Source organism: Thermoanaerobacter thermocopriae JCM 7501, from assembly GCF_001310975.1.
In the GTDB taxonomy this organism is placed as follows: Bacteria; Bacillota; Thermoanaerobacteria; order Thermoanaerobacterales; family Thermoanaerobacteraceae; genus Thermoanaerobacter; species Thermoanaerobacter thermocopriae.
Map to the genome: position 1 here is coordinate 32,420 of NZ_BAZY01000013.1, position 22,675 is coordinate 55,094.

General features: G+C 39.4%; 22 protein-coding genes and 5 pseudogenes. 26 read left to right on the forward strand and 1 reads right to left on the reverse strand.

Going from position 1 to position 22,675, the window contains the following annotated elements:
* Positions 1–114 precede the first annotated feature (114 nt).
* The 18 genes and pseudogenes from JCM7501_RS12645 (at position 115) to JCM7501_RS06715 (ending at position 13,180) form a co-directional block, all read left to right on the forward strand.
* Positions 115–273, forward strand: coding sequence for a hypothetical protein (locus tag JCM7501_RS12645; RefSeq protein ID WP_232192579.1), 159 nt, complete (start codon positions 115–117; stop codon positions 271–273).
* Between the two features lie 26 nt (positions 274–299).
* Complete coding sequence (locus JCM7501_RS06655) at positions 300–1,670, forward strand: hypothetical protein (RefSeq protein WP_028992442.1); 1,371 nt, start codon at positions 300–302, stop codon at positions 1,668–1,670.
* A gap of 327 nt (positions 1,671–1,997) precedes the next feature.
* A pseudogene (locus JCM7501_RS06660) lies at positions 1,998–3,117 on the forward strand (uracil-xanthine permease family protein).
* Positions 3,118–3,382: 265 nt separating this feature from the next.
* Complete coding sequence (gene ahaH, locus JCM7501_RS06665; protein ID WP_013151034.1) at positions 3,383–3,706, forward strand: ATP synthase archaeal subunit H; 324 nt, start codon at positions 3,383–3,385, stop codon at positions 3,704–3,706.
* Positions 3,693–4,103 carry a V-type ATP synthase subunit I gene (locus JCM7501_RS14515; RefSeq protein WP_256201219.1) on the forward strand — a complete coding sequence of 137 codons (411 nt, stop codon included), beginning with the start codon at positions 3,693–3,695 and terminating at the stop codon, positions 4,101–4,103. Before ahaH ends, JCM7501_RS14515 begins: the two co-directional genes overlap by 14 nt.
* Positions 4,103–4,285 (forward strand): hypothetical protein, encoded by a 183-nt coding sequence (locus JCM7501_RS14520; RefSeq protein WP_256201220.1) that lies wholly within the window; start codon positions 4,103–4,105, stop codon positions 4,283–4,285. Before JCM7501_RS14515 ends, JCM7501_RS14520 begins: the two co-directional genes overlap by 1 nt.
* Before the next feature lie 29 nt (positions 4,286–4,314).
* Positions 4,315–5,664, forward strand: coding sequence for a V-type ATP synthase subunit I (locus JCM7501_RS06670; protein ID WP_256201227.1), 1,350 nt, complete (start codon positions 4,315–4,317; stop codon positions 5,662–5,664).
* Complete coding sequence (locus JCM7501_RS06675; protein ID WP_012269824.1) at positions 5,665–6,147, forward strand: V-type ATP synthase subunit K; 483 nt, start codon at positions 5,665–5,667, stop codon at positions 6,145–6,147.
* A 12-nt stretch (positions 6,148–6,159) separates the two neighbouring features.
* Positions 6,160–6,762 (forward strand): annotated as a pseudogene (locus tag JCM7501_RS06680) (V-type ATP synthase subunit E).
* A gap of 5 nt (positions 6,763–6,767) precedes the next feature.
* The gene (locus JCM7501_RS14525) at positions 6,768–6,932 is read left to right on the forward strand and encodes a hypothetical protein (RefSeq protein WP_256201221.1); all 165 of its coding nucleotides are present in this window, start codon (positions 6,768–6,770) and stop codon (positions 6,930–6,932) included.
* 5 nt (positions 6,933–6,937) lie between these two features.
* The gene (locus JCM7501_RS06685; RefSeq protein WP_256201228.1) at positions 6,938–7,771 is read left to right on the forward strand and encodes a V-type ATP synthase subunit C; all 834 of its coding nucleotides are present in this window, start codon (positions 6,938–6,940) and stop codon (positions 7,769–7,771) included.
* Positions 7,764–8,093: a V-type ATP synthase subunit F gene (locus tag JCM7501_RS06690; RefSeq protein WP_013151030.1), complete on the forward strand. Its 330-nt coding sequence runs from the start codon at positions 7,764–7,766 to the stop codon at positions 8,091–8,093. The genes JCM7501_RS06685 and JCM7501_RS06690 overlap by 8 nt, the downstream gene beginning before the upstream one ends.
* Positions 8,094–8,232: 139 nt before the next feature.
* Positions 8,233–9,240 carry a V-type ATP synthase subunit A gene (locus JCM7501_RS16600; RefSeq protein ID WP_256201229.1) on the forward strand — a complete coding sequence of 336 codons (1,008 nt, stop codon included), beginning with the start codon at positions 8,233–8,235 and terminating at the stop codon, positions 9,238–9,240.
* A 2-nt stretch (positions 9,241–9,242) separates the two neighbouring features.
* A complete protein-coding gene (locus tag JCM7501_RS16605; protein WP_256201222.1) occupies positions 9,243–9,860 on the forward strand; it encodes an ATP synthase beta subunit C-terminal domain-containing protein in 618 nt (205 codons plus the stop codon).
* Positions 9,853–11,231: pseudogene (locus JCM7501_RS06700) on the forward strand (V-type ATP synthase subunit B). Before JCM7501_RS16605 ends, JCM7501_RS06700 begins: the two are co-directional and overlap by 8 nt.
* The gene (locus JCM7501_RS06705; protein WP_173571584.1) at positions 11,231–11,860 is read left to right on the forward strand and encodes a V-type ATP synthase subunit D; all 630 of its coding nucleotides are present in this window, start codon (positions 11,231–11,233) and stop codon (positions 11,858–11,860) included. The pseudogene JCM7501_RS06700 and the gene JCM7501_RS06705 overlap by 1 nt, the downstream one beginning before the upstream one ends.
* 214 nt (positions 11,861–12,074) lie before the next feature.
* The gene (locus JCM7501_RS06710) at positions 12,075–12,665 is read left to right on the forward strand and encodes a chromate transporter (RefSeq protein WP_038002156.1); all 591 of its coding nucleotides are present in this window, start codon (positions 12,075–12,077) and stop codon (positions 12,663–12,665) included.
* Positions 12,662–13,180 carry a chromate transporter gene (locus JCM7501_RS06715; protein WP_028992449.1) on the forward strand — a complete coding sequence of 173 codons (519 nt, stop codon included), beginning with the start codon at positions 12,662–12,664 and terminating at the stop codon, positions 13,178–13,180. The genes JCM7501_RS06710 and JCM7501_RS06715 overlap by 4 nt, the downstream gene beginning before the upstream one ends.
* 42 nt (positions 13,181–13,222) lie before the next feature.
* Here the strand turns inward: JCM7501_RS06715 and JCM7501_RS06720 are convergent, their stop codons facing one another.
* Positions 13,223–13,945: a hypothetical protein gene (locus JCM7501_RS06720; protein ID WP_028992450.1), complete on the reverse strand. Its 723-nt coding sequence runs from the start codon at positions 13,943–13,945 to the stop codon at positions 13,223–13,225.
* 193 nt (positions 13,946–14,138) lie between these two features.
* On the opposite strand from JCM7501_RS06720, the gene JCM7501_RS16610 reads away from it, so the two are divergent.
* The 8 genes and pseudogenes from JCM7501_RS16610 to JCM7501_RS06750 all read left to right on the forward strand — a co-directional run bounded on the left by JCM7501_RS16610 (position 14,139) and on the right by JCM7501_RS06750 (position 22,635).
* Positions 14,139–14,687, forward strand: coding sequence for an SLC5/6 family protein (locus JCM7501_RS16610; protein ID WP_256201223.1), 549 nt, complete (start codon positions 14,139–14,141; stop codon positions 14,685–14,687).
* Complete coding sequence (locus JCM7501_RS14545) at positions 14,644–15,714, forward strand: sodium-dependent transporter (protein ID WP_304650795.1); 1,071 nt, start codon at positions 14,644–14,646, stop codon at positions 15,712–15,714. Before JCM7501_RS16610 ends, JCM7501_RS14545 begins: the two co-directional genes overlap by 44 nt.
* Before the next feature lie 15 nt (positions 15,715–15,729).
* Complete coding sequence (locus JCM7501_RS12975) at positions 15,730–15,831, forward strand: MetS family NSS transporter small subunit (RefSeq protein WP_012996218.1); 102 nt, start codon at positions 15,730–15,732, stop codon at positions 15,829–15,831.
* A gap of 342 nt (positions 15,832–16,173) precedes the next feature.
* A pseudogene (pepF, locus tag JCM7501_RS15855) lies at positions 16,174–17,980 on the forward strand (oligoendopeptidase F).
* Between the two features lie 318 nt (positions 17,981–18,298).
* Positions 18,299–18,469, forward strand: coding sequence for a XapX domain-containing protein (locus JCM7501_RS06735; RefSeq protein ID WP_012996216.1), 171 nt, complete (start codon positions 18,299–18,301; stop codon positions 18,467–18,469).
* A gap of 55 nt (positions 18,470–18,524) precedes the next feature.
* Positions 18,525–19,772 (forward strand): methyl-accepting chemotaxis protein, encoded by a 1,248-nt coding sequence (locus JCM7501_RS06740; RefSeq protein WP_028992453.1) that lies wholly within the window; start codon positions 18,525–18,527, stop codon positions 19,770–19,772.
* 187 nt (positions 19,773–19,959) lie between these two features.
* Positions 19,960–21,342 (forward strand): NAD(P)/FAD-dependent oxidoreductase, encoded by a 1,383-nt coding sequence (locus JCM7501_RS06745; RefSeq protein ID WP_028992454.1) that lies wholly within the window; start codon positions 19,960–19,962, stop codon positions 21,340–21,342.
* Between the two features lie 19 nt (positions 21,343–21,361).
* A pseudogene (locus JCM7501_RS06750) lies at positions 21,362–22,635 on the forward strand (adenylosuccinate synthase).
* Positions 22,636–22,675: the final 40 nt, after the last annotated feature.

Here is a 22,675-nt window from a genome sequence, read left to right on the forward strand (position 1 = left end):
TTCATCACGACCATACCATTTTCTTTGGTAATTTCCAACTTATAAAGTTTTTTACAGGACCCTATGGTTATTTTTTTAAGCTTATCCTGACCAGTTATTAATAGTCCTAGAGGTTTGTATAAGCAAGAAAATATCAAGCATATACCTCTTACTCAATATGCAAAAGAACTTAATGCTCAAAAGTCTGATGAGATAAGGACTATGAGTATATCATGGATAAAAGAAGGGGATATAAATATATGGCTTGTAGGAGATTTTAAAATTGGTCAATAAAAAACAGTAACCGGGAGGTGAAATTTATGGCAAAGAATTTTCAGAACCCTTATAAGAGATATTTTTCTCTTATAAGCATTTTTTTTATTTTAATATTAATACTGCCAAGTTGTAATATTCACAAAAATAATGATGAGCCAGAAATTGCAAACAGTATAAAAACGAAAATAGGCAATAATCCTCCAAAATTTGATTTTATTAATAAAGTAGTTATGGCTGAAAACAATAGCGATATGATACAAAAAGCAAAAAAAGATTATCTACAAGCATTGAATCTTCTTAAAAGAGTGGGTAATGATAAAAAACTTCTTTATTTACCCGATCAAAATAAAAATTTAGAGCTAGTTGCGCAGAAAATGAAGGATGCTGCAGAAAAAAATGATAACTGGGTTGAAACTTGGGAGTATGCAAAAGAAGTGTTGGTTGATGGGTATTATGTCTTGCCATTTAGTTTGTCGGACAATGACTTACCTAGCCTATATGGTGAGGCTTTGGATATTTACAAGACACTCACATATGAAGTAGAAAAGTTGTCTCAAAAAACATTAGAGTATGAAAATAATAACAAAATAAATTTTGAGAGCTGGCTCAATCTATCGTATGTAGAAAATACTATTGAAGATGTTAGAACTAATTTGCTTAAACAGGTAGAACAACTTTTATCAGAATATGCAAAATTAAGTCGAGAAAGTGGTACAGATGAAAAGACACAAGTACAAAGGGCTAGAGCTTTAGGTTCAACGCTTTCGGTTCTTCAAATGGCAAAAAATCAAATTGAATGCAGTCAGATAATTATTGATACCATAAAGATAGGACAACATTCTGAAGAAGATAAAAGAGAAATTTTGGACTTATACAGAGAAAGAGCAGGAAAAGTAGTAGAAGCTATATCGGCCAAAATAAAAAGCAAATCGTGGGGTGAAGAACTTTATAAATATTCTGTAGGAAATTATGACACTGCAAAAAAATTAGAAAAAAATAATTTTTATTCATTGGCTCTTATTAAATACCAACTTGCCTATATATTTGCGACACTTTCAAAAGATTGGATGGAATACCCAGATATAATACATTATGGAGACTTAAAAGCTAATGATGTTTCTGTAGAAAATATAATTAAAAGCTGGAATGATAGCGTAAAAGAATTTGAGGAGATTGATAAAAAACTTGATCAATATGAAAAAGAAGGGGAGGTCTTTTTAAATATAAGACTAGTGACCAACATTTTTTATAAGAGTTGGTTTAATGTTGGCGATGGTTTTCTTAGGAGATTTATAGAAACACAAAGTAACTGGAAGGAAGTAGGTAATATTGCTTATATGAATATAGGACCTGTTCCTTTTGCTTTGAAAATAATTGAAGAGGATTTAGAAAATTTATCAAAAGTGTTTGATTAAGAGGCCATTGACAACTTTCCTTGTTCATGATAATATACTAAAAGAAGCGAAAGTGAATAAAGTTGGCCTTTAAACTGGTCCTGTGAGGCTAGTAAGGCGAAGAGGGAATTACGTAAAGAAGAGAGAAAGCCTTTCTCCGCCTGATGGGAAAGGCTTTTTTGACGAGGAAAAGCCTCTGCTACTCACAGCAGAGGCTTAATTTTTGAGAGGAGGAAAATTATGAAAGAACTTACTGTAGGTACAAAAGAATTGTCAGGTCCGATAAAGGAGGGAGACAAAATTTCACTGCTACAGCTTCTTATTCTAGGATTACAACATACTTTTACGATGTTCGGTGCCACAGTATTGGTACCACTGCTTACTGGGCTTGATGTGGGAGTAACTCTTTTTACTGCAGGGATTGGGACTCTCTGGTTTCACTTGGTTACAAAAAGAAAAGTTCCTATTTTTCTAGGTTCTTCCTTTGCTTTCATCGCACCAGTGGCACTAGTGGTAAAACAGTGGGGAATTCCGGCGGCTCAAGGAGCATCATAATAGCCGGATTACTTTATGGATTGATGGCGCTGCTAGTTTACTTTTTAGGGCGAGAATTAATAGAAAACCTTCTGCCCCCTATTGTAACTGGTCCGATAATAATGGTTATAGGCCTTAATCTGGCACCAGCAGCAATTAAAAATGCCTCTCAAAACTGGACGGTTGCCTTGATAGTGCTTACGACGGTAATACTTGTTAGCGTGTACGGCAAAGGTTTTTTCAAACTGATACCGGTACTGGTAGGATTAATTGTAGGGTATGTGATGAGTTTGATTTTGGGAATTGTAGATTTGAAACCTGTGCAGGAGGCAGCGCTATTTGCCATACCGGCTTTTACAAAACCCGAATTCAACCCAGTGGCGATTGGTCTTATCGCGCCTGTGGCGATGGCTACTATAGTAGAACACGTGGGCGATGTGCTTTCCGTAGGAGCTACTGTACAGAAAGACTTCATAAAAGACCCAGGCTTCATAGGACATTAATAGGTGATGGTATAGCCACATCTTTAGCGGGCTTATTTGGAGGTCCCGCCAACACTACCTATTCGGAAAACACTGGCGTTTTAGCGTTGACTGGGGTCTGGAAGCCCGAGGTGATGAGGGTGGCAGCAGTCATGGCTATAATACTTTCTACCTGTCAGAAACTTACTGCCCTAATAAGAACAGTGCCGGAACCAGTGATAGGCGGTATATCTATAATCCTGTTTGGCATGATAGCCAGCATTGGTATTAGGACTGTCGTGGAGAATGCTTTAGATTTCAAAAAATCAAGAAACCTTATAATATCTAGCGCTATTCTAGTCTTTGGCATAGGTGGTGCTGTAGTGAACCTGTGGGGTGGTATTCAGCTGGGTGGTGTAGGTCTGGCTGCTATTATCGGTATAATATTGAACCAGGTATTGCCTAAAGAATAATTTTGAGCGGGGGGAATATATTTCCCTGTTTTTTATTTTTTGGTATGATATAATAAAAATTGATTTCCTATGGGTGTGAAATTACCGTATTATTTTTAAGTATTGATTCATTATTTTGACTTTTTTTTATCAATATTGTATAATACCGTATGTATAAAGGCATAATATTAAAGCAATATGTTACACTTTTAGTACAAGCAGGATTTGATATTACATACATCATTGTAAAGAAATAATTTTTTCTTACCATGGAGGTGGCGGATGGGTGAAAGAAATCCTGGAGGATATCAAAGATGCAGAAAACAGCGCCAGGGCAATGGTGGAAGAGGCCGAGCGTGAAGCAAGGTCTATATTGGCTGAAGCCAACCGCGAAGCTGAAGAATTGATTTCACAGGCCCGCAAAAAAGGGGAAGAAACTTTTAAAAATATTATAGAAGATGCGAAAAGGGAAGCGCAAAAAGAAGTTGTGGCTTTGAGGGAACAGTATGAAAACGAAATTGAAAAACTTCGGGAAAAGGCGGAAGGCCGTATCCAAAAAGCTGTAGACTTAATTGTGGAGAGGATAGTGACTTTCCATGGCAATTGTTAAGATGAAAAAAATGTACCTTTTTGGCCTGAACGAGGAGCGAGATAAAATAGTTGGTGCCCTGCAGAAACTAGGAGTAGCTGAAATTGCAGATTTGAGAGAAAAAGATATTGACATAGACATTACAGAACATCAATTTTCGGAACAAGTAAATAGCGAGCTATCGAAGATTGAATTAAAGCTTACTAGGCTGAAATTTGCTATCGATTTTTTGAAGCCTTATGGCAAGAAGTTAAATCCATTAATCTACGGTAGACCCAAAGTCAGTATGAAAAAGTTGCAGGAGCTTCTTAACCGGGAAAGCGAAGTTTTTAATGTCATAGACTCACTATCTGATCTTGACCAGAAGTTTTCAAGGCTTAAGTCGGAAGAATCCAGAATAAAAACCAGGTTGAATTAATGAAACCATGGGAGCGATTGGATATACCCGTAGAGGAACTAGGTAATGCCGGCAGCGTGGAAGTAAGGGCTGTGGTAATCCCAAAAAAGAACTTCAAATCCTTCAGGGATAAAATGGCTGAAAAAGAACTACCGGTAGACATAATCCCGGTAGGGAAGGTCGGGAAGAGGAATTTTTATTAATAGTCTATCATATTTCGGTAAAATCAGATATTCAAGAGTTATTTAAGGAGTTTTCGGTTAATACAGAAGAATTTGAGGGATTTACAGGAACCCCGTTGAAGATAATTGCCGGACTTCAGGAAAGGTTGAAAAACATCGAAACCGAAAGGCAAGAAATAAAGACAGAAATTTCTAGGTTAGCGAACTGGCTACTGGACATAGAGGCTCTTTACGATTACTGGTTTGTAGAAAAAAAGAAAAAAGAGAACTTCATGAAAATGGCAGGTACTGAAAAAGTCTTCCTGATGAAAGCCTGGGTTCCCGAGCCTTCGGTGGGAGCCGTAAAAGAAGCGATTACCTCTGTCACCAGTGCTGCCTACATAGTTTTTACCGAACCGTCGGAAGATGATGACATACCGGTGGTTTTGTCAAACCCGAGGTTAGTGCAGCCTTTTGAGATAATAACCGAGCTCTACAGTCTTCCAAATCCAAGGGAGATAGACCCTAATGTGTTCATGGCGCCTTTCTACTTTGTGTTCTTTGGTATGATGGTTAGTGACGCGGCTTATGGTCTGGTGCTGTCCCTGCTGTCAGGCCTTGCTATCTGGAAGCTCAAATTGAAAGGGATGGGTAAAAAGCTGGCGGAGCTTTTGTTCCTAGGAGGAATATCGACTTTTATCTGGGGGATGATTTTTGGTAGCTGGTTTGGTGACCTTATTAAGGTCAAGCCGCTCTGGCTGAATCCTCTTGACAATCCGTTGGCTGTTTTGTTTTTGAGTTTTGCTTTTGGTCTGATACAGATATACACTGGTATAATCTTGAGCGCCTATAAAAATATAAAAAAGGGAAGGGTAGCCGATGCTTTCATGGATCAGGGACTGTGGCTGGTGCTACTGACAGGGCTCGTGATGATGGCTTTTCCGAATTTAGCAGGAATAGCAAAATATGTAACTGCCGCCGGCGCAATAGGCCTTGTGCTGACGCAGGGGAGATCTCAGAAAAATATTTTAAAAAAGTTCATGTCGGGGCTTTTAAGCCTTTACAATGTCACTAGTTATTTAAGCGACGTGCTTTCTTACTCCCGTCTGCTGGCGTTGGGCCTTGCAACAGGCGTTATAGCTACTGTCATCAATACCATGGCGAGAATGCTAGGAGTAAATATATTCGGGTATATAGCGATGCTGCTGGTGTTGATAGGAGGTCACCTTTTCAACGTCGCAGTAAATGCCTTGGGCGCTTATGTCCACAGCAGCCGACTGCAGTATATTGAATTTTTCGGTAAGTTCTACGAGGGTGGAGGCAAACCCTTCCAACCTTTGAGGATAGACACGAAATATGTGGATCTAGAAGATATTGGTAGAGTTAATTTAAAAAATCAAACTTTTGAAGGAGGAGTTTAAATGGAAGTTACACTTGGTCAAGTTCTTGCACTGTTAGGAGCTGCTATGGCGGTTTTTCTGCCAGGAATTGGTTCAGCCAAAGGAGTTGGTATGGTGGGTGAGGCTGCCGCGGGAGTAGTTACCGAAGACCCCAGTAAATTTAGCCAGACTCTGATATTACAGGCATTGCCTGGAACCCAAGGAATTTATGGTTTGCTTACAGGTTTTGTGGTGATGCAAAGGATAGGAATCTTGGGAGGAAATTTGTTGCCTCTTACCACCTATCAAGGACTGCTAGTTTTTGCAGCCTGCCTTCCTATAGCTATAGTAGGCTTGCTTTCAGCTATTTCCCAGGCCAGAGCTGCGGCTGCTGGTGTAGGAATAGTAGCCAAAAGACCTGAAGAACTAGCTAAAGGTATAACTTATTCTGCTATGGTGGAAACTTACGCGGTGCTGGCACTGCTCGCTTCGATACTAATGCTCTTCGGTTTAAAGTTGGCATAAGGAGTGCTTATAATGCAGGGTATTGCAAAGATTAAGGAAAAGATTTTTGAAGAAGCCGCAGAGCAAAAAAAAACGGATAATTGAAAATGCAAAAAAAGAAGCAACCGAAATCCTAGAAAAAGCGGGGAAACAAGCTGTACAACTAAAAGCCGATGCTGAGGAAAAGGCCAAGAAGGCGGCCGGGAGGAAAAGAGGAAAATTTTATCTATTGCTGAACTGGAAGAGAGAAAGCGTTACTTGGAAGCGAAACAGGATTTGATAAACGAAGCCTTCGTCAGGGCGGAAAATAAACTTCTAAATCTAGAACCAGAAAAGTACAGGGACTTGGTCTACCACATGATTTTGGCCGCTACCGTTGACGGTAATGAGGAAATTGTTGTTTCCGAGGATGACAAGGGAAAGATAACTCATGAATTGCTTGCGAAGGTTAATGAAGCCTTGAAAAGGCAAGGCAAGGCAGGCAATATTAGGTTTTCAGGAGAGAAAAGAACTATAAAAGGCGGGTTTATATTAAAATCGGCGACGGTAGAGGTCAATTGTACTTTCGATTACCTGCTTAAGGCCCAGAGGGAAGAATTGGAGACTGAAGTGGCCCGAATACTTTTTGAGGAGTGATAGCGATGGTTATAGAACAGGATTTCCTATACGCATCGGGCAGAATAAGGTCTCTGGAAAACAAGCTGTTGAGCCGGGCCATTGTCAAGAGGATCCTTGAAGCAGAGAACATGGATGCAGTCATGAGGTCCTCAGTGAGACCGATTATGCTTCAGATTTTGAGGATTTAGAAAATATATATGAGTTTGAAAAGGCTTTAGAAAACAACATGAAAAAAACTTTGGAGATGATAAAAGACTCTTTAAAAGACGATAGAGTTGTAAGGTTTTTTACCTTAAAGTACGACTATCATAATCTGAAAGTTCTTTTAAAAAGTAGAATACTCGGTATTGATGTGCCGAAGAATCTTTCGACCTTGGGAGAAGTCCCTGTCGAAGAGCTTTTAAGGTTGAATAAAGGTGAGAAGGATGTGGCTCTCCCGAAGTTGATGCGGGTCGCTTTTGAGAAGGCTGTAGAAGTTTACGAAGAAACCCTGGACCCGCAACAGGTAGACCTTATAGTGGACAGGGCTTTATATGAAGAACTCAATCGTTTGGTCCAGAGCATAAGCCACGATTTTCTTAAAAATTATTTGGCTGCGATAGTTGACCTCACCAACATAAAGACTATGGTTAGGTTAAAATATATGGAGTCAGATTTGAGGACTCTGGAGAAATCTCTCCTGCCGGGTGGCAGTATTGAACCCGAGTTTTTCGAGGAAATGTTTCAAGAACCAGTGCCAGTGCTGATCGAGGCACTGGCATCTTCCAAGTATTCTATGGTTGTTAAAGAAGGCTTAGAAAACTGGATGTCAACCAGTAGTCCAGCGGCCTACGAGAAGTTGGCCGACGATTTCCTACTTAATATGCTGAGAAGGGGGCTATATAAGCCTTTTGGATTAGAAACCGTTGTGGGTTATCTTGGGGCCAAAGAGAATGAACTCAAAATATTGAGGATTTTAATTGTGGGAAAAATCAATGGAATTTCTCAAGACATGATAAGGGAAAGGCTGAGGGATGTCTATGTATAAAATAGGAGTAATCGCGGACCACGATACGGTGCTTTCATTTAAGTCAACGGGTATTGATACTTTCCCGGCCATTGACGAGGTGGAAGCAGCGGACACACTCATGAAACTTGCTCGGGAAAATTATGCTGTTATCTTCATAACCGAACATTTAGCAGAAAAGATAAGGGAGAAGATAGATTTTTTCAGGGATAAAATATTGCCCATTATTACGTTGATTCCCAGCAACCGGGGTACGTTGGGAATCGGGATAAATGATGTGAAAAAATCTGTGGAAAAAGCTATTGGAGCAGATATCATTTTTGAAAGAGAGGGAAGGGAATGAGCCAGGGTATAATAACCAAAGTTTCCGGTCCCCTTGTGGTAGCTGAGGGACTTCCTGAAGCCAAGATGTTCGATGTGGTAAAGGTGGGTAATCAAGGCTTATAGGTGAAATCATAGAAATACGTGGAGAGAGGGTATCAATTCAGGTATACGAAGAAACTTCTGGACTGGGCCCTGGGGACCCTGTAGTGTCGACGGGAGAACCTCTCAGTGTCGAACTGGGACCGGGAATGCTAGAAGGTATTTTTGATGGAATCCAGAGACCTCTTGACGTTATAGAAAAAAAAGTTGGCAGCTTTATTACAAGAGGCATAGACGTTTTTGCATTAAATCGCGAGAAAAAATGGAGATTTACGCCTAAAGTTAAGTCTGGCGATAAGGTTAGTGGAGGCGATATTATTGGCACAGTGCAGGAAACAGTGATAGTTGAACACCGCATAATGGTTCCTCCTGGTATTTCGGGTATTGTCGAAGACATTAGGGAAGGCGAATATACAGTAACCGAACCTGTTGCCAGAATAAAAACCGATTCTGGAGAGATAGTGGAAGTCACGATGATGCAGAAATGGCCGGTTCGAAAGGCTAGGCCATACAAGGAGAAGCTACCTCCTGAAATTCCGATGTCTACTGGACAAAGAGTTATTGACACCCTTTTCCCGGTTACCAAGGGTGGTACAGCGTGCATACCTGGACCTTTTGGCAGCGGCAAAACTGTGGTTCAGCACCAGCTAGCTAAGTGGGCCGATGCTGAAATAGTGGTATATATCGGATGCGGTGAGCGGGGCAACGAGATGACCGACGTACTCCTTGAATTCCCAGAGCTCAAGGACCCCAAGACAGGGGAACCACTCATGAAACGAACGGTGCTTATTGCCAACACTTCCAACATGCCTGTGGCAGCCCGTGAAGCTTCGATATACACCGGTATAACTATAGCGGAATACTTCAGAGACATGGGTTACAGTGTGGCCTTAATGGCTGACTCAACGTCTCGCTGGGCCGAAGCTTTGCGTGAAATGTCCGGAAGGCTTGAAGAAATGCCGGGAGAAGAAGGCTATCCAGCCTACCTTTCAAGGAGGCTTGCCGAGTTTTATGAGAGAGCAGGCAGAGTCATATGCTTGGTAGTGACAACCGGGAGGGAGCCTTGACGGTGGTAGGTGCTGTATCCCCACCGGGGGGCGATTTGTCAGAGCCGGTTACTCAGGCAACTCTTCGCGTGGTGAAGGTGTTCTGGGCTCTGGATTCGGAGTTGGCCTATGCGCGCCATTTCCCGGCCATTAACTGGTTGACGAGCTATTCTCTGTATTCCGATGTTGTGGAAGATTACATGAACAAAAACGTGAGCAGTGACTGGGGCGAATTGCGCAGCGAGGCTATGAAACTACTACAAGAAGAAGCAAACCTTCAGGAAATCGTAAGATTAGTAGGTATCGATGCTCTTTCTACTAGAGATCGCTTAGTATTAGAAGTTGCCAGATCTATCAGGGAAGATTTCCTACATCAAAATGCTTTTCACGAGGTAGACACTTACTCGTCAATGGAAAAGCAGTATAGAATGCTTAAGCTTATAATGATATTCTATCAAGAAGCGCAGAAAGCTCTTGAAAAAGGTGCCCCGTTCTCGGAAATAGAAAAGCACCCGGTGCGCGAGAAAATTGCCCGTGCTAAATATGTCGAAGAGTCGAAGTTGGCTGTATTCGACGAAATAGAGAAGGAGATAAAGAAGGCTATGCAGGACCTCACTGAAGGAGGTGCAGCCGATGCTTAGGGAGTATAAAACTGTTAGAGAAATTGTCGGCCCGCTAATGCTGGTTGAAAAGGTGGAAGGCGTCAAATACAATGAACTGGTGGAAATTGAGACCGGCTCGGGGGAAATCCGTAGGGGACAGGTACTGGAGGTCAACGGTGATAAAGCACTGGTTCAGCTGTTTGAAGGTTCTACGGGGCTTAACATCAACGACTGCAAAATAAGGTTTGTCGGGAAAAGCATCGAGCTCGGGGTTTCTATCGATATGTTGGGGAGAGTTTTCGATGGTTTGGGCCGTCCGAGGGACAAAGGCCCCATGATCATACCGGAAAAGCGGCTGGATATAAACGGCAACCCCCTCAACCCGACGGCCCGCGATTACCCTTCCGAGTTCATTCAAACAGGAATATCTGCCATCGATGGGCTAAATACTTTGGTAAGGGGGCAGAAACTCCCGATTTTCTCGGCTTCAGGTCTACCTCATGCCCAGCTAGCAGCGCAGATAGCAAGGCAGGCTAAGGTACTTGGTACTGACAGTAAGTTCGCGGTAGTATTTGCGGCAATGGGCATAACATTTGAGGAAGCTGACTACTTTATATCAGATTTTAGGCGTACCGGGGCTATAGATCGCACTGTACTGTTTATCAACCTGGCTAACGACCCGGCTATCGAACGTATAGCTACTCCACGTATGGCCTTGACTTGCGCAGAATTCTTGGCATACGAAAAAGACATGCACGTACTTGTTATCATGACGGACATGACTAATTACTGCGAAGCTTTGCGAGAAGTCTCGGCCGCGAGGAAAGAGGTTCCTGGCCGAAGGGGCTATCCCGGCTACCTATATACCGACCTTGCAACGATATATGAGAGGGCAGGTCGGATTAAGGGAAGGGAAGGTTCGATTACACAGATACCTATTTTGACCATGCCTGAGGACGATAAGACCCACCCGATACCTGACCTCACCGGGTATATTACTGAAGGTCAGATAATTTTAAGTCGCGAACTATACAGGAAGGGTATATATCCGCCGATAGACGTGCTTCCGTCTCTGTCGAGACTTAAGGATAAAGGTATTGGGCATGGCAAGACTCGGGAAGATCACGCCGACCTTATGAACCAGCTGTTTGCCTCCTACGCTCGCGGCAAGCAGGCGAAGGAGCTGGCGGTAATCCTAGGTGAGGGTGCTCTTTCCGATACGGATAAGCTTTATGCAAAATTCGCCGATGAGTTTGAGGCAGGTATGTGGCCCAGAGGGAAGACGAGGACAGGAGCATTGAAGAGACCCTCACGATAGGTTGGGATCTATTGACAATCCTGCCAAGAGCCGAGCTCAAGAGGGTAAGGGACGAGTATATTGACAAATACCTTCCTGTAAAAGGAGAATAGTGAAGATGATACATGTAAATCCTTCACGAATGGAACTTACCAATTTGAAAAAAAGGCTTGTAACCGCAAAGCGTGGCCACAAGCTTTTGAAAGACAAGCAGGACGAGCTTGTGAAGAAATTTTTGGACATGGTAAAACAGAATAAAGCTTTGCGGGAGGAGGTTGAGGCTGAGCTCATCAGTGCTTTTAGAAGTTTCACCATGGCAAGAAGCCAAATGCCAGCCAACGTGGTGGAAGAGAGTCTCATGATTCCTTCGGCTAAGGTCAGTATAAACGTTAAAAAGGAAAACATCATGAGCGTCAACGTACCCAGGTTAGAGATATCACAGCAGGAGAGTAAAAATCTCTACCCTTATGGTTTTGCGAACACGTCGGCGGAAATGGACGCGGCCATACGTACTTTGTCGACCATGCTGCCGAAGATGTTAAAGCTAGCTGAGATCGAAAAAGCTTGCCAGCTCATGGCCGATGAGATAGAAAAGACTCGCCGCAGGGTAAACGCCCTAGAATATGTCTTAATACCGCAGCTTGAAGACACTATAAAATACATCACGATGAAGTTGGATGAAAATGAACGTTCGAGCCGCACAAGGCTTATGAAGATAAAAGAAATGGTGATGCAAGGATAAAAAACGTTTCTTTGTTAAAAATCAGGGTGGGTAGTTTTTGAATGCCCGCCCTTTATTTTAATTTTATACTTTCCTTAGTTTTCAAATTTTTACATATAACACTTATTCTAATACTCTTTTTTTATATTAAGTTGTCATCTTCAAAAGTTTGGTAAGATGAAAAATTGTCATATAATTATAATTGATTAAAAGAGATATTATAAAAAAGGATGTGATGACCTTGAAAGGGAAAATAAAAAAGCTGGAGCCAAGAGAACTTTTTCTCATGTTTTGGGCTTTTTTTAAAATTGGTGCCTTTACATTAGGTGGAGGGTTTACCATGATACCCCTTATGAAAGAAGAAATGGTAGATAAGCAAAAATGGATAAAGGAAGAGGAATTTCTGGATATAATTGCTGTAACTCAGTCGGCCCCCGGGGCAGTGGCTATAAATACTTCCATATACATAGGTTATAAATTGTATGGTCTTGTTGGCTCATTCATAGCTACCTTGGGGACTATACTTCCTTCGTTTCTGATAATAGTCTTTATAGCTTTGTTCTACGACAGCTTCAAATCCAGCATCTATGTAAAAAAGGCCTTCAAGGGGATATACCCAGGCATAGTTGTGCTCATATTGGCATCTGCTTTTAACCTTCGCAAGGCTGCCTTTAAAACTCCTGTTGGCGCCACAATAGCAGCTATTTCTCTCACAGCCCTTCTTATCTTTGACCTTCATCCTATAATAGTGATCCTGACATCGGGAATAGCTGGCATGTTATTACAAGACAGACTTCGGGATCCAGAGGAGCGTGAGGGTAAATGATATATTTAAGCCTTTTTTGGGTGTTTTTTAAAATAGGAGCTTTCAGTTTTGGCGGCGGTTACGCGATGATTCCTCTCATTGAAAAAGAGATTATAGATATCCATCACTGGCTGTCAGTGGACCAGTTCCTGGATATAATAGCCATTTCACAGATGACTCCTGGTCCCATAGCCATAAATGCGGCTACCTTTGTAGGGTATAAAATAGGAGGATTTTGGGGGTCAGTAGCAGCTACTATTGGAGTTACAGCTCCTTCTTTTCTGATTATAATCATTCTCGCACTTTTGATAATGAGGTATCGTCACTTACCTTGGTTAGATGACTTTTTTAAGGGAGTCAGGCCGGCAGTTATCGCACTCATTATCCAGGCGGCTAATTCCGTAGGAAAAAGCTCCTTTGCCAGCATTAAAGATGTGCTGGTAGCAGTGGTGGTGTTTGTGGGGCTGTATCTTTTAAAAATTAATCCTCTCATAATGATAGTTGTAGCTGCGACCCTAGGTATTGCTATGTATTAGAATAGTTTGTAAATCGAAAATAGTCATATGAGGTTTTTTCATTTAAATAAGCATGTCCCTGGCTCTCGTATAAATAAGCATGTCCCTGGCTCTCGTAAGCTGGTAAATCATGTATCCTGCCGAAAAAAGAAGTAGAAGGGAAAGCACAGGCGGCACCGTTATTAAAAAGCTTGCAATCTGTGGAGATTTTCCTGTTGTTTGTACAGTTTCTGAAAGTACCGCCTGGTAGTCGATTAGTACTCTGTATCCAAAGCGCAGCCACATAATTGATACTGCGAAAGATAGAGGTGTTATTAGCATTGCTATGGTATAACCCAAAGTGTGCCTTTTTTTAAGTGCGTTAAGCCCCAGGAAGATAGGTATCAGAAAGGCCAACGAAAAAGCAGCTCCCAAAAAAGCTGGAGAGAGGGCTATGAACAAAGCGGAAGTCAAAGCATAGAAGCGGATCCCGATATTCAGCGGGGCTAGAGCGCTCATGAAATCAAAATAAGCTGCATTGGTATATCGTAAATAGGAATAGACCTCATCTTTTATTTCGCTTTTTTTGAAGTTTAGCTTTTTCTCTATTTTTTCACCTTTTTTTATAACGGCTTCGTAGACTTTTTTTTGTTCAGTGTTTTTCATTTTGCTGGGATCGAAATTCTCATAACGGGCTTTGGCTTTTACAAGCTCTTTGTTAATCATGGTACGAACGGAGGCTGGGATGTCGGCGGACTTTACCCATTTTTCGATGGACATCAGCATTTTAAATATTTCTCTTGCCACATTATTACCTCCAGCTTTTGTGAATTTTTCATGGTAATTTATTATATCATATAATAAATTTGTTGGGAAGCTTTTAGTACTTTTTTACTAATATGACAATATCATAGAATAATAACAAATGATTATTAATGTATTGACAAAAAAATTTTTTTAATGTATAATGGCTCTAAAAAATTTATAAGGGAGGGTTTTTATGCCAGAAAATAGAGAAAACTGGGGGACTAAAATTGGACTCATTCTTGCTATGGCTGGGAATGCGATAGGTTTAGGTAACTTTTGGAGATTTCCCTACCAGGTTGCCAAAAACGGCGGCGGCGCATTCATGTTACCTTATTTTGCTGCACTTTTACTCCTTGGAATTCCCCTTATCTATGTAGAATGGATGCAGGGCCGCTACGGTGGAAAATATGGTCATGGTACCATTGGTTGCATGACCTACCTGCAGGCTAAAGAAAAACTCGGACATTCTTGTGCAGCAATTATAGGAGCTCTTATCGGGATGCTAGTATTTTCTGTTACAGTTCTTGTAAATGCATATTACACACAAATTACTGGGTGGACCCTTGGCTACAGCTACCTTTCCTTGACTGGTGGTTATATGGGCACTGTGCGGTCTACCGCCGAAGTTTTTGGGAGCTATATCCAGAATCCGAGCCTGTCGATTACTTTCTGGCTAATAACACTTGCTCTCTTGGCGTTTGCTCAGTCGTGGTGTCCAGAAAGGTATCGAAGCATGGGCTAAAGTCATGATGCCGCTACTTTATGTATTTGGCTTTATCTTAATCATAAGGACACTGACCCTTGGTTCTCCCGTGAATCCGGACTGGTCGCCTATAAAAGGCCTTGACTACATTTGGAGCCCCAAGTGGAACGAATTGAATTGGCAATCAGCACTGGCTGCTGCGGGCCAGATATTCTTTACGTTATCTTTAGGAATGGGTATTATCCAGAATTACGCATCCTATCTAAAACCTGATGAAGACATTGTTCTTTCTGCTACTACCACGGTATTTCTAAACGAATTTGCCGAAGTGATCTTGGGGGGTACTATTGCTATTCCGATAGCCTACACCTTCCTCGGTCCCGAAGGCGTAGCAAGCGGTGTTGGACTTTCCTTCATCGCTCTTCCCAATGTGTTCCGAATGATGACAGGTGGCCAATTTTTCGGTGCCTTATGGTTCCTAGTATTGTTTGTTGCGGGATTTACCTCAGCAATAGCGATGTATAACTACCTTATAACTATTCTTCAAGAAGACCTCAATGTACCGAGGAAAATAGGAGCTGTGGTGGTGTTTGGGTTCTACATTCTTGTAGGCCTGCCGTCTGCTTTAGAACCCATCTTAACCAAGACTAGTGAACTAATTTTCCTTACTGAGCTTGACAACTGGGTGGGTAACTACTTCTTAGTAATTGTGGGGCTCATCGAAGCTGTGGTGGTGGGTTGGCTGTTTGGTGAAAAGAAGGCTAAAGAAGAAATCAATAGGGGCAGTTATTGGAAGGTACCTTCAGGATTTTTCAATGTAATGGTTAAATTCATAACACCGCTATCAATTGCGGTATTGCTTATTTTCTCCACAAAAAGCTATATAGATGATGGCTATTTCAAGTGGATTCCTAGTTTTGTGGAAAAAACTCCCGAGCTCATTCCATGGGTGCAAGGTGCTCGCTTGTTGCTTTTGACAATACTCATCATAGGTTTTGCTGAAACCTACTACACTATCCAAAAAAAATTTGGTAATGCTCGTGTTGAAAAAAGTACGAAAGCTTAAAAGGGGGCGTAAAATATGTCTGGTGGAGCATTGTTTTTCATGGTATTTGCCTGGGTTGTAATACTGGGAGGAGTATATTATACCTTAACAAGTCTTATAAAATACCAGGCAAAATAATAAAAGCTGCGAATTTTCGCAGCTCCTTTTTGAGATAAATAAAGATGTTACTCTGAAAGGCCTTTGTGAATAAATAAAAGACTTAAATTGCAAAGGCTTTAAATTTTCATACAAGTTTTACCTCCATCCATTTTTCAACATTTTACCCCGAATTAAATCGGGTTGAATTTGCTTTCTTTACCATATATTATATTAAGTAAGTAAAGAATAATTAAAATTGTATGCGATGAAAACTGTTAACATTTTATAGTGCTGTCTCACTGGGAGGCATTATTGCAACATTTTTGTAAGGATATTATAATTTGTTACATGTTTAAAAAATATTAAAAGGGGGAAATTTTGTTGAGTACGCAATTGTTAGAAAGAAAAGATGTAGATGAAAGGTTGACGTGGGATTTGTCGGGAATTTTTAAGACGGAAAAGGAGTATGAGGAGGCAGTAGAGGAGGCTCAAAAACTTGCAAAAGAGTTAGAAGAAAAGTTTAAAGGAAAGCTTAAAACTCCTCAGATGATTAATAGCTGCTTGGATAGGTTGAAAAAGTTGGTTCAACTAATGAATCTTGCAGGTTCTTATGCATATCTTGCTGTTTCAGTTGACCAGGCGAATACAGAAAATTTACAAAGACGGGCAAAATTTTCAAACATAGCCTCTGATATTGAAAGCCGGATAAGTTTTATAGAATCAGAGATTACAAAATTAGATGAAGAAATAATAAATCAAGCTATAGAAGAATCAAAGGAAAATGCAAATTACCTCAGAAAAATAATCAGAAAGAAAAAACATGCTCTTCATCCAGAAGTAGAAAAAGCATTATCTGCTCTTTCAAGTGTTTTAGAAGCACCTTATCACATTTATAACATGGCGAAATTAGCGGATATGGATTTTGGCACCTTTAGAGTTGACGGGAAGGAATACCCCTTAAGTTTTGCATTATTTGAAGGTAAATGGGAATATGAAAATGATACAAAAATTAGAAGGGCGGCTTTTGAGGCTTTTTCTAAGAAATTAAGAGAATATCAGCATACTATAGCTGCGGTTTACCAGGTGCAAGTGCAAAAAGAAAAGACAATAGCGACTTTGAGAAAGTTTGATTCTGTCATTGACAGCCTTTTATTTCCTCAAGAAATAGATAGAGAATTATATGATAGGCAAATCGATTTGATAATGGAACATTTGGCACCTCATATGAGAAAGTTTGCGAAACTTTTACAAAAAATACACGGCTTAGATGAAATGACTTTTGCGGATTTAAAATTAGAAGTAGACCCTGCGTTTGAACCAGAAATAACGATTGAAGAGGCGAAAAAGTACATAGAAGAAGGATTATCAGTCTTGGAGAAGATTATCGAGAAATGATAAGAAGGGCCTTCGAGGAAAGGTGGATAGATTTTCCTCAAAACAAAGGTAAATCTACAGGTGCCTTTTGTTCTACTCCCTATGGAGCTCATCCTTTTATATTGATTAATTGGACTGATAGGATGAGAGAAGTGTTTGTACTATCTCACGAATTAGGGCATGCAGGGCATTTTTATTTAGCTCATCAGTACCAAAATATATTTGATTCAAGGCCTTCTTTGTACTTTATAGAAGCTCCTTCTACTATGAATGAATTACTTATGGCAAATTATCTAATGAAAAATACACAAGATAAAAGGATGAGAAGATGGGTACTTTCTACTTTGATATCTCGCACCTATTACCATAATTTTGTGACTCACTTGTTAGAAGCGGCCTATCAAAGAGAGGTATACAGAATAATTGACAAAGGTGGCTCTGTTCAAGCTCCTACTTTAAATAAAATAAAAAAGAGGTATTAGAAAAATTCTGGGGAGACGCAGTAAAAATTAATGAAGGAGCGGAGCTTACTTGGATGAGACAGCCTCATTATTACATGGGCTTATATCCTTACACTTACAGTGCAGGGCTTACTATAGCTACACAAGTAAATAAGCGATTTTTGGAAGAAGGACAAAAAGCATTGGAGGATTGGAAAGAGGTACTGAAAGTAGGCGGAACCAAGACACCAGTTGAACTGGCTAAAATGGCAGGTGTAGACATAACTACAGAAAGACCACTATTGGATACAATTGGGTATATTGGTAGTATAATAGATGAAATAATTAAGTTGACAGATGAATTACAAAAATAAATATATCGTTATTAGTTGTTATTATGATAAAATTTGATTTTGTGACTGATACTCAAAGTCGGGTATCAGTTTTTTTACAAAATTTTACTGGTAATATAGAGAACTTTAGGAATTTTTATAGGACATGTTAGATAAATATGTAAAAGTGTATATTGAAAGAAAGTGATTTAAGCTAAAGAATATCTTTACCTATACAAGGGATCATTTGCAGATAGAAGTAATTAGACGTCTGACAAGTGACAAAAAATTGTGATATAATATAAAATTGGTTAAAGTAAAATAATAAAAATACCGATAAAAATAAAGTGAGGTGTTAATGTGAAAGAAACATTGCTAGCATTGGTTACTGGATTGATTGTTGGATTAGTTTTTTCGTCTTTGAAATTACCACTTCCTGCTCCAAATGTATTACCAGGTGTTGCTGGCATTATAGGAATTTATCTTGGAGGAGTATTGTTTGAATACCTTCTTAAAATAATTGGTAGGTAAAGTGTAAAATAGCAGGGTGGTAGGGTTAAGAGTAATCTATAAAGGGGGAACGCGTATGAAAAGCATGTTGTGGCGGCTTATTATTTCGTTTTTTATAATAGCGGCTATACCGGTGGGGACTATTTATTATTTTGCGATTGATGACAAAGCTATGCATGTTTTTATTACAGTAGCAAGTGTTAGTTTTGCTTTGTCATTAATTTTGTCAATAATTATTTCATTAAATATTACAAGGCCTATTAAAAAATTGATTGACGAACTTAAAAAAGCGCAGGAGGGAGATTTTACAGTTACGGTAAATTTAAAAAGAAAAGATGAAATTGGTACATTAATAACGACTTTTAATAGGACGATGGAAAAGGTAAGAGCAATTTTACAAGACGTTTCTACTTTTGCCCAAAGCACTAAAGATACAGCGAATACCCTTTTTAAATCGATTGAACAGGGGAATGTGACTTTTGAACAAATTTCTAAAGCAGTTGAAGAGATTGCAAACGGCGCTTCTGAGCAAGCAAAGGATACTTCTAATGCGGCTGATATGGTGCAGAATATTGGCAACAGTGTTGATAATTCTGCTAAATTTTTCAAAGCCGTGGAAGAGTCTACTATAAATGCTGATAAACTTAGCCAAAATGGCATGCATACAATAAATTCTTTGAAAGAAAAAACTGACGTTACAAAAGAGTCAATTGACGAAGTTGTCAGTGCAATAAATGAATTGCAAACAAATTCTCACCATATTGAAAAAATTATAGAAGTGATAACTGGAATTGCAGACCAAACTAATTTGCTTGCCTTAAATGCCGCTATTGAGGCAGCAAGAGCTGGGGAGGCAGGTAAAGGATTTGCAGTTGTTGCAGAAGAAGTTAGAAATCTAGCTGAACAATCAAGACAAGCCGCAAGTGAAATAGCCAAGATTATAAGTGAAATAGAGCAAAAGACAGACATGACAGTAGAAAAAGCAAATCTGGTAAAAGAAATTGCAGAAGACCAAGCCCAACAAGTGGAAACTACATATGCTGCTTTTAATGAGATTAAGAATTCAATAGATACTATTACTGAAAATATACAGATGTTAAATAATGCGATGATGGAACTTGCAAGGTATAAAGATGAAATAATAGAATCTATAGCAAATATTACAGCAGTGTCAGAAGAGACTGCTGCTTCTACCGAAGAAGTTGCCGCATCTACAGAAGAACACATGAAATTTATAGAGGAGATAAAAGAAAGTTCGGAAAATCTGTTAAAGTCAGCTAGTACTCTTGAGAATATATTGTCAAAACATGTTGTCTCAGTATAAAAAAATGATTAAGACAGAGCTAAAAAAGCCTGTCTTTTATTTTTTTGCTGTTTAACAAGCTCAAAAGTGAACTTTTAATATAATTTTATAGATAAAATTCGTATTTTAATTGATTTATGCTTTTTTTTCTGATAATATATATAACGGGCTTTTGCTTTTCACATTCTAAGTAAAAGGGGTTATCTTTATGAGGATGTACGATGTCATTATCGTTGGAGGAGGTCCTGCGGGACTTTTTGCCGCATTGGAACTAATCGATAAAAAAGATGGATTAGACATATTGCTGTTAGAAAAAGGGAAAGATATACAAAAAAGAATTTGCCCTATTAATGCCTATGGTTCTAAGTGCGCCAATTGTAAACCCTGCGCTATTACTTGTGGAATAGGGGGCGCAGGGGCATTTAGTGATGGAAAACTAACTTTGACGTCAGAGTTTGGTGGGGTTTTAGATGAATACATGCCTAAGTCGCAGCTTAACGATCTTATAAATTATGTTGATAGTATATACGTAAAATTTGGAGGGACAACAGAAGTTCACGGTACAGATAGAGAAAAAATCAGAGAAATAGAAAAAAGAGCTCAAGCTGCAGATTTAAAATTGATTCCTGCAGTGATAAAACATTTGGGTACAGAAAAGTGCTTTGACATTATAAAAAACATGAGAGATTATATTGGGCAAAAAGTGGAGATAAAAACAGAGACACCTGTTGCTGAGATAATTGTAGAAAATGGAAAAGCAAAAGGAGTAGTTACAGAAAAAGGAGAAGAATATTATGGGAAATATATAGTTGTTGTACCTGGAAGAGAAGGGGCTGAATGGTTCAAAAGAGAAGCTGACAGGTTAGGACTAGAAACAAAAAATAACGCTGTCGATATAGGAGTGCGAGTAGAAATTCCTGCTGTTGTCATGGAAGATATAACAAAAGAGATATATGAATCGAAGTTTATATATTATTCTAAGTCCTTCGATGACAGGGTAAGGACTTTTTGTATGAATCCTTATGGTAAAGTTGTGATAGAAAATAATAACGGAATTAAAACAGTAAATGGACATAGCTACAAAGATATAAAAACTGATAATACAAATTTTGCAATACTTGTGAGCAAAGAATTTACCCATCCTTTTAATAGACCTATAGAATACGGCCGTTATATAGCAGAACTTGCCAATATGTTAGGAGATGGAGTAATTGTACAAAGATTAGGAGATTTACTGGCGGGAAGGCGTTCTACCCCAGAAAGGATTAAGAGAGGCCTTGTGGAACCAACTTTAAAAGATGCAACGCCAGGGGATTTAAGCTTGGTGTTACCTTATAGATTTTTGCAGTCAATAATTGAGATGTTGCAAGCTTTGGACAAAGTATCTCCAGGGGTATATTCTAAACATACGCTTTTATACGGTGTTGAGGTAAAGTTTTATTCCTCGCGAGTAAAGCTTACTGACAAATTTGAAACGCAAATCCAAAATCTATTTGCGGCGGGAGATGGAGCAGGAATTACAAGAGGATTAGCACAAGCCTCTGTATCTGGCGTTGTAGTTGCAAGAGAAATATTGGAAAGAGTTAAGTAAGGAAGGAGAATAATTAATTATGTCAACATTAGTTATAGTTGGTACCAATGGGAGATGAAGGAAAAGGGAAAATTACTGATTATCTTGCAGAAAAGGCCGATGTAGTTGTAAGATACCAAGGGGGGAATAATGCGGGGCATACTGTTGAAAAAGAAAGTATTCAGTATAAACTTCATTTAATTCCTTCTGGAATATTGTACCCCGAAAAAATTTGCGTAATTGGTAATGGCGTGGTAATTGACCCGGCATCTTTGATTGAGGAGATAGAGAATTTACAAAAACAAGGAATTAGCGTAGATAATTTAAAAATAAGCGATAGAGCATATCGTTTTCCTTATCACATAAAGCAAGATGAACTTGAAGAGATTTCAAAAGGGAAAAAGATCTAGGGACGACTAAAAGAGGAATTGGCCCTTGTTACATGGATAAGTCAGAGAGAATAGGTATAAGGGTTTGTGACTTTATAAACCCAAAAGTTTTTGAAGAAAAACTTAGAAGAAATGTAGAAAAGAAAAATAAACTTTTTAAAGAGATATATGGAACTGAAGAATTTGACTTTGAAGAAATATACAAAAAATATTTAGAGTATGCTGAAAAAATAAAACCTTTTGTTACTGATACAACCGTGCTTTTATACGATTTGATAAAAAATGGTAAAAGAGTTTTATTTGAAGGAGCACAAGGGACACTTCTTGATTTAGATTTGGGCACCTACCCTTATGTTACTGCTTCCCATCCTATAGCAGGCGGTGTTACAATTGGTGCCGGTATAGGGCCTACAATGATTGACGAAGTTATTGGAGTTGTGAAGGCGTATACTACGAGGTTGGCAAAGGCCCATTTCCTACCGAGCTTTTTGATGAAAACGCTGAATTTTTAAGAGAAAAAGGCCATGAATACGGTACTACAACAGGAAGAGCACGAAGATGTGGCTGGCTGGATGCTGTGATTCTTAGATACTCGGTAAGAGTATCCGGCATAACACATTTTGCTCTCACAAAACTTGATACCCTGACAGGGCTTAAAAAAATAAAAATTTGTACAGGATATAAATTTAATGGCAGAATAATAACAGATTTTCCCGCAAGTCTTGAGGATTTGGCACAATGCGAGCCTGTTTATGAAGAATTTGACGGGTGGGATGAGAATATACAAGGGGCCAAAACTTTTGAGGACCTACCTTATAATGCTCAAAAGTATGTAAAAAGAATAGAAGAGTTAATGGGTATTAAAGCAACAATAATATCTGTAGGACCGGAAAGAAATCAAACAATTATTTTAAAAGATTTTTGAAAAATAAAGTGAAGATGCTTTTCTAGAAAAAATTTATGAA